At 59.1% G+C, this 15002-nt stretch carries 17 protein-coding genes; 12 read left to right on the top strand and 5 right to left on the bottom strand.

Going from position 1 to position 15002, the window contains the following annotated elements:
* Positions 1-61: 61 nt before the first annotated feature.
* The 12 genes from tusD (at position 62) to ACWKWE_RS11345 (ending at position 9853) form a co-directional block, all read left to right on the top strand.
* On the top strand, positions 62-454 hold the full coding sequence (tusD, locus tag ACWKWE_RS11400) for a sulfurtransferase complex subunit TusD (protein ID WP_483850566.1): 393 nt from the start codon (positions 62-64) through the stop codon (positions 452-454).
* Position 455: 1 nt separating this feature from the next.
* Positions 456-818, top strand: a complete 363-nt coding sequence (gene tusC / locus ACWKWE_RS11395) for a sulfurtransferase complex subunit TusC (RefSeq protein WP_401144454.1) — start codon at positions 456-458, stop codon at positions 816-818.
* The gene (tusB, locus tag ACWKWE_RS11390) at positions 818-1117 is read left to right on the top strand and encodes a sulfurtransferase complex subunit TusB (RefSeq protein WP_483850565.1); all 300 of its coding nucleotides are present in this window, start codon (positions 818-820) and stop codon (positions 1115-1117) included. Before tusC ends, tusB begins: the two co-directional genes overlap by 1 nt.
* On the top strand, positions 1114-1449 hold the full coding sequence (locus tag ACWKWE_RS11385; RefSeq protein WP_483850564.1) for a TusE/DsrC/DsvC family sulfur relay protein: 336 nt from the start codon (positions 1114-1116) through the stop codon (positions 1447-1449). Before tusB ends, ACWKWE_RS11385 begins: the two co-directional genes overlap by 4 nt.
* Complete coding sequence (locus tag ACWKWE_RS11380) at positions 1446-2447, top strand: glycosyl transferase family protein (RefSeq protein WP_483850563.1); 1002 nt, start codon at positions 1446-1448, stop codon at positions 2445-2447. Before ACWKWE_RS11385 ends, ACWKWE_RS11380 begins: the two co-directional genes overlap by 4 nt.
* A 96-nt stretch (positions 2448-2543) precedes the next feature.
* Positions 2544-3542, top strand: coding sequence for a glutathione S-transferase family protein (locus ACWKWE_RS11375; RefSeq protein WP_483850562.1), 999 nt, complete (start codon positions 2544-2546; stop codon positions 3540-3542).
* A gap of 621 nt (positions 3543-4163) precedes the next feature.
* Positions 4164-5153, top strand: a complete 990-nt coding sequence (locus ACWKWE_RS11370) for a fatty acid desaturase (protein ID WP_483850561.1) — start codon at positions 4164-4166, stop codon at positions 5151-5153.
* Complete coding sequence (locus tag ACWKWE_RS11365; protein WP_483850560.1) at positions 5150-6232, top strand: ABC transporter ATP-binding protein; 1083 nt, start codon at positions 5150-5152, stop codon at positions 6230-6232. Before ACWKWE_RS11370 ends, ACWKWE_RS11365 begins: the two co-directional genes overlap by 4 nt.
* On the top strand, positions 6225-6854 hold the full coding sequence (locus ACWKWE_RS11360) for an ABC transporter permease (protein WP_483850559.1): 630 nt from the start codon (positions 6225-6227) through the stop codon (positions 6852-6854). The genes ACWKWE_RS11365 and ACWKWE_RS11360 overlap by 8 nt, the downstream gene beginning before the upstream one ends.
* Positions 6854-7537, top strand: a complete 684-nt coding sequence (locus tag ACWKWE_RS11355; RefSeq protein WP_341963500.1) for an ABC transporter permease — start codon at positions 6854-6856, stop codon at positions 7535-7537. The genes ACWKWE_RS11360 and ACWKWE_RS11355 overlap by 1 nt, the downstream gene beginning before the upstream one ends.
* 42 nt (positions 7538-7579) lie before the next feature.
* Entirely contained in the window at positions 7580-8479 is a 900-nt protein-coding gene (locus ACWKWE_RS11350) for an ABC transporter substrate-binding protein (RefSeq protein ID WP_483850558.1), read from the top strand.
* A gap of 48 nt (positions 8480-8527) precedes the next feature.
* A complete protein-coding gene (locus ACWKWE_RS11345; protein WP_483850557.1) occupies positions 8528-9853 on the top strand; it encodes an NtaA/DmoA family FMN-dependent monooxygenase in 1326 nt (441 codons plus the stop codon).
* Between the two features lie 55 nt (positions 9854-9908).
* On the opposite strand, the gene cysG is transcribed toward ACWKWE_RS11345, so the two are convergent.
* Genes cysG through lolA form a run of 5 tightly spaced genes read right to left on the bottom strand, consistent with a single transcriptional unit; the run spans position 9909 to position 14967 of the window.
* Positions 9909-11303: a siroheme synthase CysG gene (gene cysG / locus ACWKWE_RS11340; protein WP_483850556.1), complete on the bottom strand. Its 1395-nt coding sequence runs from the start codon at positions 11301-11303 to the stop codon at positions 9909-9911.
* Entirely contained in the window at positions 11304-12584 is a 1281-nt protein-coding gene (gene serS / locus ACWKWE_RS11335) for a serine--tRNA ligase (protein WP_166594826.1), read from the bottom strand. It abuts the gene before it with no gap.
* Between the two features lie 44 nt (positions 12585-12628).
* On the bottom strand, positions 12629-13003 hold the full coding sequence (gene crcB / locus ACWKWE_RS11330; protein WP_166594825.1) for a fluoride efflux transporter CrcB: 375 nt from the start codon (positions 13001-13003) through the stop codon (positions 12629-12631).
* On the bottom strand, positions 13003-14325 hold the full coding sequence (locus ACWKWE_RS11325; protein ID WP_483850555.1) for a replication-associated recombination protein A: 1323 nt from the start codon (positions 14323-14325) through the stop codon (positions 13003-13005). Before ACWKWE_RS11325 ends, crcB begins: the two co-directional genes overlap by 1 nt.
* A gap of 18 nt (positions 14326-14343) precedes the next feature.
* Positions 14344-14967 (bottom strand): outer membrane lipoprotein periplasmic chaperone LolA, encoded by a 624-nt coding sequence (lolA, locus tag ACWKWE_RS11320; RefSeq protein ID WP_166594823.1) that lies wholly within the window; start codon positions 14965-14967, stop codon positions 14344-14346.
* Positions 14968-15002: the final 35 nt, after the last annotated feature.

Raw genomic sequence — 15002 nt, 5'->3', positions numbered from 1 at the left:
GCTCTTTGAATTCTTTATCATTGGCCCCATTCACCCTGCCACCCCGCTGACCGAGCCGCCCATGAAGTTCGCCATCGCTCTCTATTCACCCGCTCACGCGCCCTCTTCGCGCCGGGCTTTGCGATACGCGCAGGCCGTGCTGGAAGGCGGGCATGAGATCGTGCGGTTGTTCTTTTATCAGGATGGGGTGCACAGCGCGTCGGCCAATGTGGTCACGCCTCAGGATGAACAGGATATCCCCGCGCAATGGCGCGACTTCGTGAACGCCCACCAACTGGACGGCGTGGTGTGCATCGCCGCCGCCCTTCGTCGGGGCGTACTGAATGAAGAAGAAGCCGAGCGTTATTCGCGCCCCGCTGCCAATCTTTCTGCTCCGTGGGATCTGTCCGGTCTTGGACAGTTGCACGACGCCGTGCAGGCGGCCGACCGTTTAGTCTGCTTCGGAGGGCCTTGAGATGCCGAAGTCGTTGCTGATCATCAGCCGCCAATCGCCATGGTCCGGCCCCAGCGCCCGCGAAGCCCTGGACATTGCATTGGCGGGCGGGGCGTTCGATTTGCCGTTGGGCATGTTGTTTCTGGACGATGGCGTGCTGCAATTGTTGCCCGCTCAACGCGCCAGCCAATTGCAACAGAAAGACCTGACGGCCAACCTTCAGGCCCTGGAAATGTTCGGCGTCGAAGACTTGTACGCCTGCAATACCAGCCTGGCCGAACGCGGCATGTCGCCGAGCGCACTCAGCGTCGAGACACTACAGGTGCTGCGTGATCATGAAATCGCCGCACTCATTGACCGTTATGACCAAGTGATCACGATCTGATGTCGACCTTGCATGTGTTATCTCATTCCCCGTACGCCGACTCCCGCCTGAGCAGTTGTTTGCGCGTGCTCGGTCACGAAGACGCGATCCTGCTGTGCGGCGACGCGACGTATGCCCTGACGCCTTCAACCGCTGCGCGCAAGTCGCTGGACGACAAAGCAGACAGTCTGCGCGTGTTCGTGCTCGATGAAGACGCCCAGGCACGAAACCTGACGCTGCCCGACTGGGTGAAAAGCGTCGATTATCCTGGGTTCGTCGAACTCTCGGTGCTGTTCGACAAGGTCAACAGCTGGCTATGAAGCAGCTCATCGTCAACGGCCGCACCCTGCCGCTGGACAAGGACGGCTACCTCGAAGACCTGCACGACTGGTCCCGCGAAGTCGCCGAGGCCCTGGCGCTGGAGGAAGACATCGTCCTGAAGCCCGAACATTGGGAAATCCTTGAGCTGCTCCGCGCGTTTTACGCCGAATACCAGTTGTCTCCCGCCACTCGCCCGCTGGTGAAATACACCGCGCAAAAGCTCGGAGCTGAAAAAGGCAACAGCCTGCACCTGAATCGCCTGTTCAACGGCACTCCCGCCAAACTTGCCGCCAAGCTGGCGGGCCTGCCAAAGCCGACCAATTGCCTATGAACGATGTCGCCCCACTCCTGACTGAAACGCCCGCCGAACACCCCTTTGCGCCGTTCGTGCGCATCCTCGGAAAAGGTAAGCGCGGTGCCCGCAACATGACCCGCGAAGAAGCGCGCGAGGCCATGGGCATGATCCTTGATGAAAAGGTCGAGGACACACAACTGGGCGCGTTCCTGATGCTGCTGCGCCATAAAGAGGAAAGCCCGGAAGAGCTGGCGGGCTTTACCGAAGCGGTACGTGAACGCCTGACCGCCCCGCCGCTGACCGTCGATATCGACTGGCCAACCTACGCGGGCAAGAAACGGCATTTGCCGTGGTACCTGTTGGCAGCCAAATGCCTCGCGCAGAATGGCGTGCGCGTGTTGATGCACGGCGGCGGCGCACACACGGCGGGTCGGCTGTACAGTGAGCAATTGCTGAAGCTGCTGGGCATTCCGTTGTGTCGCGACTGGGCTTCGGTGGAGCAGGCACTGGAGCAGCACAACATCGCGTTCATGCCATTGGGAGACTGGGCACCGCAGTTGCAGCGCATGATCGACCTGCGCAACACCCTGGGCCTGCGCTCGCCGATCCACTCACTTGCACGCATTTTGAACCCGTTGGGCGCCCGCTGCGGACTCCAGAGCATCTTCCATCCCGGCTATCAGTCAGTGCACCGCGACGCCAGCAGCCTGTTGGGCGATCACGCCATCGTCATCAAGGGTGACGGCGGCGAAGTGGAAATCAACCCGGACACGATCAGTCATTTGTACGGCACTACCGACGGCCAGCCATGGGATGAGGAATGGCCTGCGATGTCCGAACGCCGCCACGTCAAGCCGGCAACGCTCGACCCGCAGCAGCTCGTCGGCATCTGGAAAGGTGAGGTCCAGGACAGCTACCCGCAACTGGCCCTGATCTCGACCATAGCCCTCGCCTTGCGCGGCCTCGGAATACCCCGCGCAGAGGCCTTCGAGCAGGCTGAGCGTTTTTGGGAAAACCGTAACAGATCGATTTAACCGATCATTACACCCGACTCTTTGCGCTATTTGTTCGAACGATTGTCTCTAGACTGACCTCCAACGTACGAACGTACTCAGTGATTGGAGTCAGACATGGGCCTTCTCGTTGAAGGGCGCTGGCAAGACCAGTGGTATGAAAGCAAAGACGGCGCGTTTCAGCGCGAGCAGGCGCAGCGCCGCAATTGGGTGACCGCAGACGGCCGTCCAGGACCGTCTGGCGAAGGCGGCTTCAAGGCCGAAGCAGGCCGTTATCACCTCTACGTATCGCTGGCCTGCCCATGGGCCCATCGAACGCTGATCGTGCGCAAACTCAAAGGCCTCGAAAGCCTGATCGACGTTTCGGTGGTCAGCTGGCTGATGCGCGAAAACGGCTGGACCTTCGACAAGCAGACAGGCTCCACGGGCGATGCGCTGGACGGTCACACCTTCTTCTATCAGCGTTACCTCGCTGACAACCCGAATTACACCGGTCGCGTGACGGTGCCCGTGCTGTGGGACAAGAAGCTGGAGCGCATCGTCAGCAATGAGTCCTCGGAAATCATCCGCATGTTCAATTCGGCGTTCGATGATCTGACCGGCAACCGTCTGGATCTGTACCCCGAGTCGCTTCGTCCGGAGATCAACCGGCTGAATGACGCGATTTATCCCGCCGTCAACAACGGCGTGTATCGCGCCGGATTCGCCACCACGCAGAAGGCTTACGAACAAGCCTTCGACGAGGTATTCGCTGAGCTGGACGTGCTGGAAAACCTGCTGGGCGAGAAACGTTACCTGGCTGGCGAATACCTGACCGAAGCCGACGTGCGCCTGTTTACCACGCTGATTCGGTTCGACGCGGTTTACCACGGGCACTTCAAATGCAACCTGCGTCGTATTGCTGACTATCCGAACCTGAGCAACTGGTTGCGCGAGCTGCACCAATGGCCGGGCATTGCCGAGACGGTCGACTTCGTGCACATCAAGCATCACTACTATGCCAGCCATGCCACCATCAACCCGACGGGCGTAGTGCCCAAGGGACCGGCGCAAGATTTTGCCGGTGGCCATGATCGCGCACGCCTTCCGGGTCTTGGGATCGTTCAGCACCTCTGATCGTCCACCCGTAGACCTTCACACGCAGGCGATCCCCTTGGGATCGTCTCGCGGGTCACCTTCCCCTGCTGGAAAAGACTGTCTTCTCCTGCTCTAACCCGCGCTTCAGCGACACCCTGCAACCGCTGCAAAACAAATTGCAGGTCGCACTGTGTAGCCACCACATATGACATTTCCTCATAAGCATAAGCGAACTTATTATTTTGAGGAATCACACAACGTGATAGTTTGAACTCACTTAAAACTGCCACCTAGCTGTTGTGATGCGATCATGCCCAAGTACGCGAATCTGAACATTGGAAATAAAAGCACGGCTTTTTTAAATCCGATGTCCACGGTCGCCTGCGCATCTAAAATATCGCTCCTCTCGCCGTCTCCCGTGCCTTGCCAAGCCAACAGTGAAACCTCCAGTGCGGTAGGTGAGGGCCTGGCGTTTCTCCTTTACGCCATGTGAAGGCTTTGCCGGACCGCTCGTTTAAATAACGTTCGACTTTTCAAACGATGAACCCGGGTGCCTGTTGCCGAGCGCCAAGGATCACTCACGACGTCATTTATTACTCCGCGATCAACTGCATTTACCTGTAACGGAATACAGCACTTTCATTTATTCAAGGGCGCGCGATGTCGAACTACCTGGACACACAGCATCAGGCGGAAGTTTCTGAAGTCCTCAATACTTTTACAGCACGCACTGAATGGCCAACATGGTTATTGATCATCGGTTTTTACAGCGCGTGGTGCGCGATCGTTTTTCACGGCCGAGCATTGGGACCGTTTATTTCGATCAGTCTGCTGTTGCCGTTGATCGTGCTGTGGATGTCGTTACAACACGAGTGCATTCACGGACACCCCACGCGTTCGCCCGCTCTGAATAAAGCGTTGGCCTACCTGCCCTTCGCAGTCTGGTACCCGTACAATGTTTACCGCGACACGCACCTCGCGCACCATATTGATGAAACACTGACCGTGCCGGGTATCGATCCCGAAAGTCGCTACATCTCCGCCGCCGACTGGGAATACCTGCCCACGGTCCAGCGTTTCATTCTCTGGACAAATAAAACGGTGGCGGGCCGCCTGCTAACCGGCGTGCCCCTGGCCATCGCTTCACTGGTGTTTTCAGACATTCCAAAGGCCATACAACGCCGGGATGAAAGTGCACACATGTGGGCGTTTCATATCGCGTGGGTCGCCGTGATGCTCTGGACGGTGGAACATTACAGTGCCGTAGGTGCCTGGGAATATGTGGTGTTCGTGTCCATACCGGCATTGGCCATTGGCATGATTCGCTCATTCTATGAACATCGCCCTTCCGAGCGGGCAGAACACCGCACGGTGATCAACGAGTCGAAAGGCCTATTGAGTTGGCTGTTTTTGAACTTGAACTTCCATCTCGTGCATCACGACTTACCCAAACTGCCGTGGTATTGCCTACCGATGGTCTACCACGCTCGGCGTCAGCAGTGGATTGAGCGCAACGGGGTGTATGTCGTGCGTAATTACCGACAACTCTTTTTCAACAACTTCCTGACGCCCATCGACAGCCCTGTCCATCCTTTGCCAACGCGGCAGGCCCATGAACGACCTTCAGTCAACGCCGGTGCTTTTGAATGATACGTTTCGAGAATGTCACGAAGTACCACAAAGGTAAGAAAGCCCCTGCAGTCACTGCGCTCAACCTCGACATACGAGAAGGCGAATTGTGCGTACTGATCGGGCCAAGCGGCTGCGGCAAGACGTCCATCCTGAAGATGATCAACCGGCTGGACGTCCAGGACGAAGGCACGATCAGCGTTGATGGCAGTGACATTGGCGAAACGGACGTTGTCAGCCTGCGTCGACGGATCGGCTTCATGATGCAAAACGCTGCCCTGTTTCCGCACAGGACCGTGGAAGCGAACATCTCCGCGGTGCCGCATCTACTGAAATGGGACAAGGATAAAACCCGGCGACGCGTGGTCGAGCTCATGGACTTGGTGGGGCTACCGCCTGAGCTGGCGGGGCGTTACCCAAGCCAGCTGTCCGGTGGGCAGCAAAGCCGGGTGGCCCTTGCTCGGGCGCTCGCCTCGGACCCGCCCGTGATCCTGATGGACGAACCTTTCAGCGCACTTGACCCGCTCATTCGCGAGCGACTTCAGGACGAACTCGTCTCCCTGCAGAAACGGTTGCACAAGACCATCGTCCTCGTCACCCACGACATGGAAGAGGCGATCAAGCTGGCGGATCGCATCGCGGTGTTCGAAGAAGAAGGCAAGCTGGTTCAGTTCGACACGCCGAAAAATATCCTGGCGTACCCGGCCAGCCCCTTCGTGCAGCAATTCGTGGGGAACGACCCGTCGCTCAAACGGCTGGCCTTGATGAAGGTCTCTGAACTGGAAGAACCCGAGAGAGCCGCGCCAACGCTAGACAGCGCGGCTGAAACACGACTGGCCCATGTCAGCCCTGCCCTGAAACTGGTGCTCAATGACCAGCACCAGCCCATCAGTTGGCTCAGCGATAACCACCATCCTGCGCCTCATTTGACGTTGGTTTCCGGCACAGAGTCGTTGCACCACGCCCTGCTGAAAATCCTGAATACGCCCTCAGGCGTCATCGTTCAGGTGGACGACGAGGGTAAATACACCCGCTGCATTTCGACGTCCCACCTCTACGAGGCCCTTCACGACCCACAGCGGGAGGTCGTGAATGATTGACACCGAATGGGTCAGCGACAACATTCCGATGATCCTCGGCCTGCTCGGTGATCATCTACAACTGGTCGCGCTTTCAATGTTATTGGGCACGCTGATCGCCAGCGTCATGATTCTGCTGACGCTGTGGTTACCGGCACTCTCCCGTCCGCTGACCTACATCAGCGGCATCCTTTTCACCATCCCGTCGCTGGCGCTGTTCATCTTGTTGATGCCCATAACGGGGCTGTCAAAAACCACCTCGGTAATAGGCCTGAGCGTCTATTCGTTATTGATCATTCTGCAAAACACGCTGGCAGGTTTAGCGAGCACATCCCCTGTCGTCTTACAGGAAGCGCGAGCCATCGGCTATACCCGTTTGCAAGGCTTTCTAGCCGTAGAACTGCCCTTGGCCATTCCCTATCTGTTCGGCGGTTTGCGCACGACAGCGGTCACGCTGGTGGGACTTGTGACCGTGACGGCGATTATTGGCCAAGGCGGGCTCGGCCAACTGTTCGTGACAGGCCTGACATTGAGTTTTCCCACCCCCGTCATTATCAGCCTGGTATTAACAGTGCTCCTTGCCATCAGTGTCGACTTTGCTTTTTACAGTGCTGAAAAGCGCCTGTTCCCGTGGGTGAGGTGATGGACACCCTTAACGCCGTTCTTACCTGGTTCCTTCAATCGGAAAACTGGCTCGGCGACGAAGGCATCTTCGTACGGCTTTCAGAACATCTTTATTACGTCGGCATCAGTCTGGCGATTGCCACCGGTATTGCGTTGCCCTTGGGTATCGCGATCGCTCATTACAAACGCAGCGCACACATCGCCATCGGCCTGTTCAATCTAGGCCGAGCATTGCCTTCTTTAGGTGTCGTTATCCTCGCCATCATGGTGATTGGCTTCGATGTCAGCGCCGTGATCCTGGCGCTAACCTTGATGAGTATTCCACCCATTCTGACCAACACCATTGTCGGTATCGGGGAAGTGGAATCGTCCTTGAAAAATTCCGCCAAAGCGATGGGCATGCGCCGTCGCGACATTATTCTCGAACTCGAACTGCCGCTTGCCTTCCCCATCATTTTCGTCGGATTTCGCACTGCACTCCTTCAATTGATTGCCACTGCCACCATCGCCGCTTATGCCGGTTTTGGAGGATTGGGGCGTTTCCTGATCGATGGACTTGGCCGCAACGACATTCCACAAACCATTGCCGGAGCCATCACGGTTTCGGTACTCGCCATGCTCAGTGAAGGGTTGTGTTCGGGCGCCGAAAAGTTGATCCGCAAACAGGCGTGGCTCGGGAAGTCCCCCTTAAACGCCGCGTAACAAAAACAGAACCTATAACGACACTGCCATTGGAGCGAACAGATGACTGCCCTCACCCTTTCAACACCTAAAACGGTATTAGCGGTATGTGTGGGAATCGGTTTATTTGCCGCCAGCCATCTCGCGAGTGCTGCCGCCATCACCGTGGGGGGCGCCAACTTTTCCGAGCAATCGGTATTGGCGAATATTTACGCGTCGGCACTCCGCAAGGCGGGCATCGAGACTCAAACCCGACTTAATCTAGGCAACCGGCAGGTCATCGCCGCGGCGCTCAAAAGTGGTGACGTCGATGTTGTGCCCGAATACATCGGCTCGTTGCTTGCCTTCTACGACAACAAGGCCGCCCTGACGGATCAGCAGGCAATCACCCAAGCGCTGAAAGCCAAACTGCCTGACAGCCTGGAATTGCTCGGTTCCTCATCCGCAGGCTCTGCGACCGCGTGGGCCGTGACCCATAAGACCGCCGAAAAATACCACCTCAAAACCCTGTCGGACCTGGCGCCTGTATCGAGCCAACTGGTGCTGGGTGGCCCGCCGGAAGTGAAAACATCGGCGCTGGGCGTGCCTGGACTCAAAGCGGTTTACGGCATCGATTTCAAATCCATCAAGTCCCTCGACATGGGCGGCCCCCTGTCCAGGCTGGCGCTGAACTCGGGCACCATCGATGTCGTCACGGTGGTCTCCACCCAAGGCATCCTGGCCACCGAGCCTTGGGTTGTCCTGGAAGATGATAAAAACCAGCAGCCCGTTCAGAACATAACGCCGGTCATCCGCAAATCCGTGCTGACACCACAGATCACCCAGACTCTCGACAAAGTCTCCGCTGCCCTCACCACCAAAGAACTGACCGAATTGAATCGTCTGGTCGACATCGACCACAAAGACCCGGCCAAGGTCGCGGACGAATGGGTCAGCAAGCACGTCTCCGTGACCGCAGGCTAACGGCGCCCCGTCCGGATGACGCATCTATTCAGCGAGTGAGCGCGCCCCATGTCCAACCGCAGCATGATTCTGAACCTGTTCTTTTTTAATCCTCAGGGTGATTACCGTTTTTCGTGGCGTCACCCGCAGGCTCCGACGACGGAGGTTTTCAGGCTTCCGTTTTTCGTGAAACTGGTGCAGCAGGCGGAGGCATCGAAATTCGATGCCGTTTTCGTCGCGGACCATGTCGGGGTCTGGGATTCCGTGCCCAGCGGCCTCAAACATTACGCCAACCCCCGACTGGAGCCGATCACTCTGTTATCGGCATTGGCAGCGGTCACGGAATCCATCGGCCTGATGGCCACCGCTTCCACGTCCTACAATGATCCGTACAACCTCGCACGTTATTTCGCGTCACTGGACCACATCAGCGAAGGACGAGTGAGCTGGAACATCGTGACGTCGTGGCTCGAAGAGGAAGCGGCCAACTTCGGCGTCACCGGGGTTCCGAAGCATGGAAACCGCTACCAGCGCGCCCATGAATTCGTCGGTGTGGTGAAGCGCCTGTGGGACTCGTGGGAAGACGATGCGCTGACGTTCAACAAGGAAAGTGGCGATTTTGCCGACCCGGCGAAAATTCACGCGCTCCACCATGACGGCGAGTATTTCAAAGTGCGTGGCCCGTTGAACGTGCCTCGTACGCCCCAGGCCTATCCGATTCTCGCCCAGGCGGGGTCTTCGGATGCAGGTCTCGACCTGGCCGCCGCCCATGCCGATGTGCATTTCTGCTTCGTAAACTCGGTTGAGGAGGCCTTGACCTATCGCGCAGAGCTGAACCGACGACTGGCCTTGAAGGATCGACAGCCGAGCGACCTGAAGGTGATCGCCGGTGTGTTGCCGGTCGTGCTGGGTGATGAGAGTGAAGCGGAGCGTCGTGAGCAACTGGTCGACAGCCTGATCATCGACGCCATCGCGATTGACTTGGTGTCCAGTTACATCCGGCTTGACCTCAGCGGATTGTCGCCCGACGGACCGTTGCCTCCCCTTCCAGACGAGGCAGAATTTGACGGCATTCGCACCAAGCTGGCCTTGATCAAAACCTATGACGCGAGCATCACTATTCGCGAGCTGGGCCGGGCACTGATCAAGAGTTCGAGCACATCGCTGGTAATCGGGACGGCCGAGCAGGTGGCTGACAGGTTGGCGGAGTACTACGAGGCGGGAGCGGTGGATGGGTACAACCTGATGTTCCCGTTCCTGCCGATGGACTTCGACAGCTTCGCGGCCAGTGTTGTGCCGCTGCTGCAAGCGAGAGGGGTGTTTCGCACCGAGTACGAGCAGGGCACGTTGCGTGACCGACTCGGATTGAAGCGCCCACGCAACAGCTTTCGGTAAGAAACGTTCGACGGTTCCCTTGAGGCGGGCTCACACCCGCTTTTAAGGCTGACAATCAAACGCCGCTTTGAGCGCCTTCGAACCACGCCAGTTTGTCCCGCAACGTCACCACTTCCCCGACAATCACCAGCGTTGGCGCATGCACTTCATGCTCCGCTACCAGTTGCGGCAGGTTGGCCAGCGTGCCGGTGAAGACGCGCTGGTTGGTCGTGGTGCCCTGCTGGATCAGCGCGGCCGGGGTGTCGGCCGAACGCCCGTGCTTGACCAGCTCGCTGCAAATGATCGGCAAGCCAATCAGGCCCATGTAGAACACCAGCGTTTGCGCAGGAGAGACCAGGTCTTTCCACGGCAAATCGGTGGTGTTGTTCTTCAAGTGCCCCGTCACAAAACGCACGGATTGCGCGTAATCGCGGTGGGTCAGCGGAATCCCGGCATACGCCGCGCAACCACTGGCCGCCGTGATGCCTGGCACGACCTGAAACGGAATGCCATTGGCTGCCAGCTCTTCAATTTCTTCGCCGCCACGGCCAAAGATGAACGGATCGCCCCCTTTGAGCCGCACGACGCGCTTGCCCTGTTTGGCCAGCGCCACCAGTTGCTGGTTGATCTGGTCCTGCGGCAGGGCATGATCGGCGCGCTGCTTGCCGACATAAATGCGGTCCGCGTCGCGACGGCACAGTTCAAGAATCGCCGGGGCGACCAGACGGTCGTAGAGCACGACATCGGCTTGCTGCATCAGGCGCAAGGCCTTGAAGGTCAGCAGGTCCGGATCGCCCGGGCCCGCACCGACCAGATACACCTCGCCTGACGCGCTTGGCGCATCGCCGTCGATCTTCGCCTGTAACAGACGTTCGGCTTCGGCGCCCTGCCCGGCCAGTTGCCTGTCCGCGATAGGCCCTTGAAACACGTCTTCCCAGAATGCCCGGCGTTGCTGGACATTCGGAAACAGGTTCTTCACCTGGTGACGGAAACGCGCTGCGAGACCGGCCAGATGGCCATAGGTCGGCGGAATCCAGCTTTCCAGCTTGGCCCGGATCAAGCGCGCCAGCACCGGCGCATCGCCGCCACTGGACACGGCAATCACCAACGGCGAGCGGTCGACGATGGCCGGAAAAATCACGCTGCACAGGGCAGGCGCATCCACCACGTTGACCGGTACGCCGCGCTGACGAGCATCGGCAGAGACTTGGGCATTGAGCGGCTCGTCGTCGGTGGCGGCGATGATCAGCACGCAGCCGTTCACATCCGCCTCATCGTAACCACGGAGAATCTGCTCGCCACCGCTGCCGTCGATCAGCTCGCGCAGCTCTGTTCCGATCTCGGGTGCAACCACCCGCAGGACCGCACCGGCGTCAGCCAGCAAGCGAGACTTGCGCAAGGCAATCTCGCCGCCGCCCACCACTAGCACGCGGGCACCCCGAAGGTTGTGGAACAGCGGCAGGAATTCCATTTAGCCGATGACCTCGATGCCACCCATCCACGGCTTGAGCACTTCCGGCACGCGAATCGAACCGTCCGCCTGCTGATAGTTCTCCAGCACCGCCACCAGGGTACGACCCACGGCCAGGCCGGAGCCATTCAGGGTGTGCACCAGTTCCGGTTTGCCGGTTTCCGGGTTGCGCCAGCGGGCCTGCATGCGGCGCGCCTGGAAGTCGCCGCAGTTGGAGCACGACGAGATTTCGCGATATTTGTCCTGGCTCGGAATCCACACTTCCAGGTCATAGGTCTTCACGGCACTGAAACCCATGTCGCCGGTGCACAGGGCCAGCACGCGATACGGCAGCTCCAGCAATTGCAGCACGCGTTCCGCGTTGCCGGTCAGACCTTCAAGCGCTTCCATGGATTTGTCAGGCTCGACGATCTGCACCATCTCGACCTTGTCGAACTGGTGCTGACGGATCATGCCGCGGGTGTCGCGGCCCGATGCACCGGCTTCGGAGCGGAAGCACGGGGTGTGGGCGACGAACTTCAGCGGCAGCTGTTTGGCATCGAGGATTTCGCCCGCCACGAGGTTGGTCAGCGACACTTCCGCCGTCGGGATCAGGTACAGATCGGCCTCACCTTCGCGCGCGATCTTGAACAGGTCTTCTTCGAACTTCGGCAATTGACCGGTGCCTTGCAACGCCGGGGCTTGAACCAGATAAGGCGTATAGGCCTCTTCATAGCCGTGTTCGTTGATGTGCAGCGTGATCATGAACTGCGCGAGGGCACGGTGCAGGCGCGCAATCGGGCCACGCAGCACGGCAAAACGGGCGCCGGACAGCTTGGCGGCGGTTTCGAAATCCAGCCAACCGAACTTCTCACCCAGCGCGACGTGATCCTGAACCGCGAAGTCGAACGACGCTGGCGTGCCCCACTTGCGCACTTCGACGTTTTCTTCTTCGTCGGCACCGACCGGCACGGATTCGTGAGGCAGGTTCGGCATGTTCAGCAGAATGACATCGAGCTCGGACTGAATGGCGTCCAGCTCTTTCTTGCCAGTGCTCAGCTCTTCAGCCATGCGGTCGATGTCGGCCATCAACGGCGCGATGTCTTCGCCGCGCTGCTTGGCCTGGCCAATGGATTTGGAACGGGCATTACGCTCGGCCTGAAGCTGCTCAGTGCGGGTCTGCACTGTCTTGCGCTGGTTTTCCAGCGCTTCGATGCGGGCCACGTCCAGTGTGAAGCCACGGGAAGCCAGGCGATCCGCTACGTCCTGAAGTTGGGTACGTAACAGTTTGGAGTCGAGCATATCGTTGCCTCGTGATTGAATCGGGTTCGTTGAATTCGGGTCTATTACATTCGGGTCAGCGACAGACCTGCCCAGGTCGCCAGCAGCCCGCCAAACACACTGATCACCGCATAGCCGATGGCCAGTGGAGCCTGCCCGCTTTCGAGCAAACGCAGGGTATCCAGAGAAAAAGACGAAAAGGTCGTCAGGCCGCCGACAAAACCGACGATCAGACCGGCACGGATTTCAATCGGCACTTCCGGGCGCAACAGGAACCAGCCGTACAGCACGCCGATGATCAGGCAACCCACCAGATTGACCGCCAGCGTCGCCGTGTAGAAATGCTTCGGCCAGTTCGCCGACACCCAAGTGCCTGCCGCAAAACGCAATAATGTACCAGCGATGCCCGCAATCGACACCGCAAGAATCGTCTGAATCACTATTTTCTCCGCTGACGGGGGCTGGCGCGGTCGAGTGCGGCCAAGTGTTTGAGTTTTTCGCCGATTTTCAGCTCCAGCCCGCGAGGGACCGGCTGGTAATACTGACGCGGTTCCAGCTCGTCAGGGAAGTAGTCTTCACCTGCGGCGTAGGCATCCGGTTCGTCATGGGCGTAGCGATATTCTTCGCCATAACCCAGCTGCTTCATCAATTTGGTCGGGGCATTGCGCAAATGCAACGGCACTTCCAGCGAACCGTGCTCGGTCGCCTCGCGCATCGCCATCTTGAAGCCCATGTACACGGCGTTGCTTTTCGGCGCGCAGGCCAGGTAAACGATGGCCTGCGCCACCGCCAGCTCGCCTTCCGGGCTGCCCAGCCGTTCCTGCACATCCCAGGCGGACATGCACAGCGGCAGCGCGCGCGGGTCGGCGTTGCCGATGTCCTCGCTGGCCATGCGCACCACGCGCCGGGCGAGGTACAGCGGATCACAGCCCCCGTCGATCATCCGGGCGAACCAGTACAGTGCCGCGTCAGGATTGGAGCCGCGAATCGATTTGTGCAGCGCGGAAATCTGGTCGTAGAACGCCTCGCCGCCTTTGTCGAAACGTCGACGGCTGTCGCCCAGCAGGCTTTGCAGCAACTCGGGCTCGATCTCGCTGTTGTCTTCCGCCAGGTCCGAGGCGTTTTCCAGCAGGTTGAGCATGCGACGGCCGTCACCATCGGCGGCGGCCAGAAGGGTCTTGAACGCTTCGTCGCCCAGGCTGAGGTGCCGGTTGCCAAGACCGCGCTCTTCGGTCAGGGCACGGTCCACCAATTGGCGCAGAGCGGTTTCGTCGAGGCTTTTCAGCACATAGACGCGGGCGCGTGAAAGCAAGGCGTTGTTCAATTCGAAGGACGGGTTTTCAGTGGTCGCGCCAATGAAAATCAACGTGCCGTCTTCCACATAAGGCAGAAACGCATCCTGTTGCGACTTGTTGAAGCGGTGCACTTCGTCGACAAACAGAATGGTGCGACGGCCATACTGACCTGCTTGTTGCTTGGCGACTTCAACGGCCTGACGAATCTCCTTGACCCCTGCCAGCACCGCCGACACGGTTTCGAAGTGCGCGTCGGAAACCTTCGCCAGAAGCCGCGCCAGGGTGGTTTTCCCCACGCCCGGCGGCCCCCAGAAAATCATCGAATGCAGCGCGCCCTGCTCCAGCGCTTCACGCAAGGGCTTGCCGTGGGCGAGCAGGTGCTGTTGGCCGACGTACTCGTCCAGGTTGGTCGCCCGCAAACGAGCAGCCAGGGGCTGGGCAATCGGCTCACTGCTGAACAGGTCCATGCTGGACTTTCGAACCTCTTATTCCTGGATGACGTCCGCGCCTTTCGGGATCTGGAACTGGAATTTGCTCGCCGCGACAGGCTCGTTGGCCTTGACGCCGGTGAACAGGATATTGGTGCGCTGGCCGACGCTGTCGATCAACTGCATGTCGTTGATCATGCCGTTACGGAACGACAGGCGCAGGTTGTCGAACAAGGTGTCCTTGGATTTCGGCTTCAGCACGAAGTCGATCACACCGCCCGCTTCCTTGGCGCTGATGTCGAAGCTTTCGCTGATCTTCGACACGTCACCGGACAGCAGCAAGGCGGGGGTCTGGGTCAGGCGCTGGTCGAGGGTCTTGATGGTGACCTGTTCCAGGTCCGGGTCCCACAGCGAGACTTTCTTGCCGTCAGAGACCATCAGTTGTTCCTGAGGCGCGTCAGTGTGCCAGTAAAACAGGCCTGGGCGCTGCAACACCATGTCGCCTGCGGTTTCCTGCAACTGCGTGCCACCGCCGTCCAGCGTCAGCTGGGAAAAGCGGCCGCTCAGGGTTTTCGAGCTTTCCAGCAGCTGGGTCAGACGCGCCACGTCCTTGCTGTCGGCGTGGGCCGGGAGAGCGGAAAAAGCCAGTGCAGATACCAACAACATGCGGATAAGACGCATGGGAGTCCTCTTTGGGGTCAATTAACACGGACGGC

The sequence above is a fragment of the Pseudomonas salicis genome (assembly GCF_057128705.1).
The sequence above is the reverse complement of the archived record's forward strand: the minus strand, read 5'-3'. Positions and strand labels throughout refer to the sequence as shown.

Excerpts from the sequence above, each read along its gene's own strand:
- tusD (WP_483850566.1), top strand. The coding sequence starts at position 62 with ATGAAGTTCGCCATCGCTCTCTATTCACCCGCTCACGCGCCCTCTTCG.
- tusC (WP_401144454.1), top strand. The coding sequence starts at position 456 with ATGCCGAAGTCGTTGCTGATCATCAGCCGCCAATCGCCATGGTCCGGC.
- tusB (WP_483850565.1), top strand. The coding sequence starts at position 818 with ATGTCGACCTTGCATGTGTTATCTCATTCCCCGTACGCCGACTCCCGC.
- ACWKWE_RS11385 (WP_483850564.1), top strand. The coding sequence starts at position 1,114 with ATGAAGCAGCTCATCGTCAACGGCCGCACCCTGCCGCTGGACAAGGAC.
- ACWKWE_RS11380 (WP_483850563.1), top strand. The coding sequence starts at position 1,446 with ATGAACGATGTCGCCCCACTCCTGACTGAAACGCCCGCCGAACACCCC.
- ACWKWE_RS11375 (WP_483850562.1), top strand. The coding sequence starts at position 2,544 with ATGGGCCTTCTCGTTGAAGGGCGCTGGCAAGACCAGTGGTATGAAAGC.
- ACWKWE_RS11370 (WP_483850561.1), top strand. The coding sequence starts at position 4,164 with ATGTCGAACTACCTGGACACACAGCATCAGGCGGAAGTTTCTGAAGTC.
- ACWKWE_RS11365 (WP_483850560.1), top strand. The coding sequence starts at position 5,150 with ATGATACGTTTCGAGAATGTCACGAAGTACCACAAAGGTAAGAAAGCC.
- ACWKWE_RS11360 (WP_483850559.1), top strand. The coding sequence starts at position 6,225 with ATGATTGACACCGAATGGGTCAGCGACAACATTCCGATGATCCTCGGC.
- ACWKWE_RS11355 (WP_341963500.1), top strand. The coding sequence starts at position 6,854 with ATGGACACCCTTAACGCCGTTCTTACCTGGTTCCTTCAATCGGAAAAC.
- ACWKWE_RS11350 (WP_483850558.1), top strand. The coding sequence starts at position 7,580 with ATGACTGCCCTCACCCTTTCAACACCTAAAACGGTATTAGCGGTATGT.
- ACWKWE_RS11345 (WP_483850557.1), top strand. The coding sequence starts at position 8,528 with ATGTCCAACCGCAGCATGATTCTGAACCTGTTCTTTTTTAATCCTCAG.
- cysG (WP_483850556.1), bottom strand. The coding sequence starts at position 11,303 with ATGGAATTCCTGCCGCTGTTCCACAACCTTCGGGGTGCCCGCGTGCTA.
- serS (WP_166594826.1), bottom strand. The coding sequence starts at position 12,584 with ATGCTCGACTCCAAACTGTTACGTACCCAACTTCAGGACGTAGCGGAT.
- ACWKWE_RS11325 (WP_483850555.1), bottom strand. The coding sequence starts at position 14,325 with ATGGACCTGTTCAGCAGTGAGCCGATTGCCCAGCCCCTGGCTGCTCGT.
- lolA (WP_166594823.1), bottom strand. The coding sequence starts at position 14,967 with ATGCGTCTTATCCGCATGTTGTTGGTATCTGCACTGGCTTTTTCCGCT.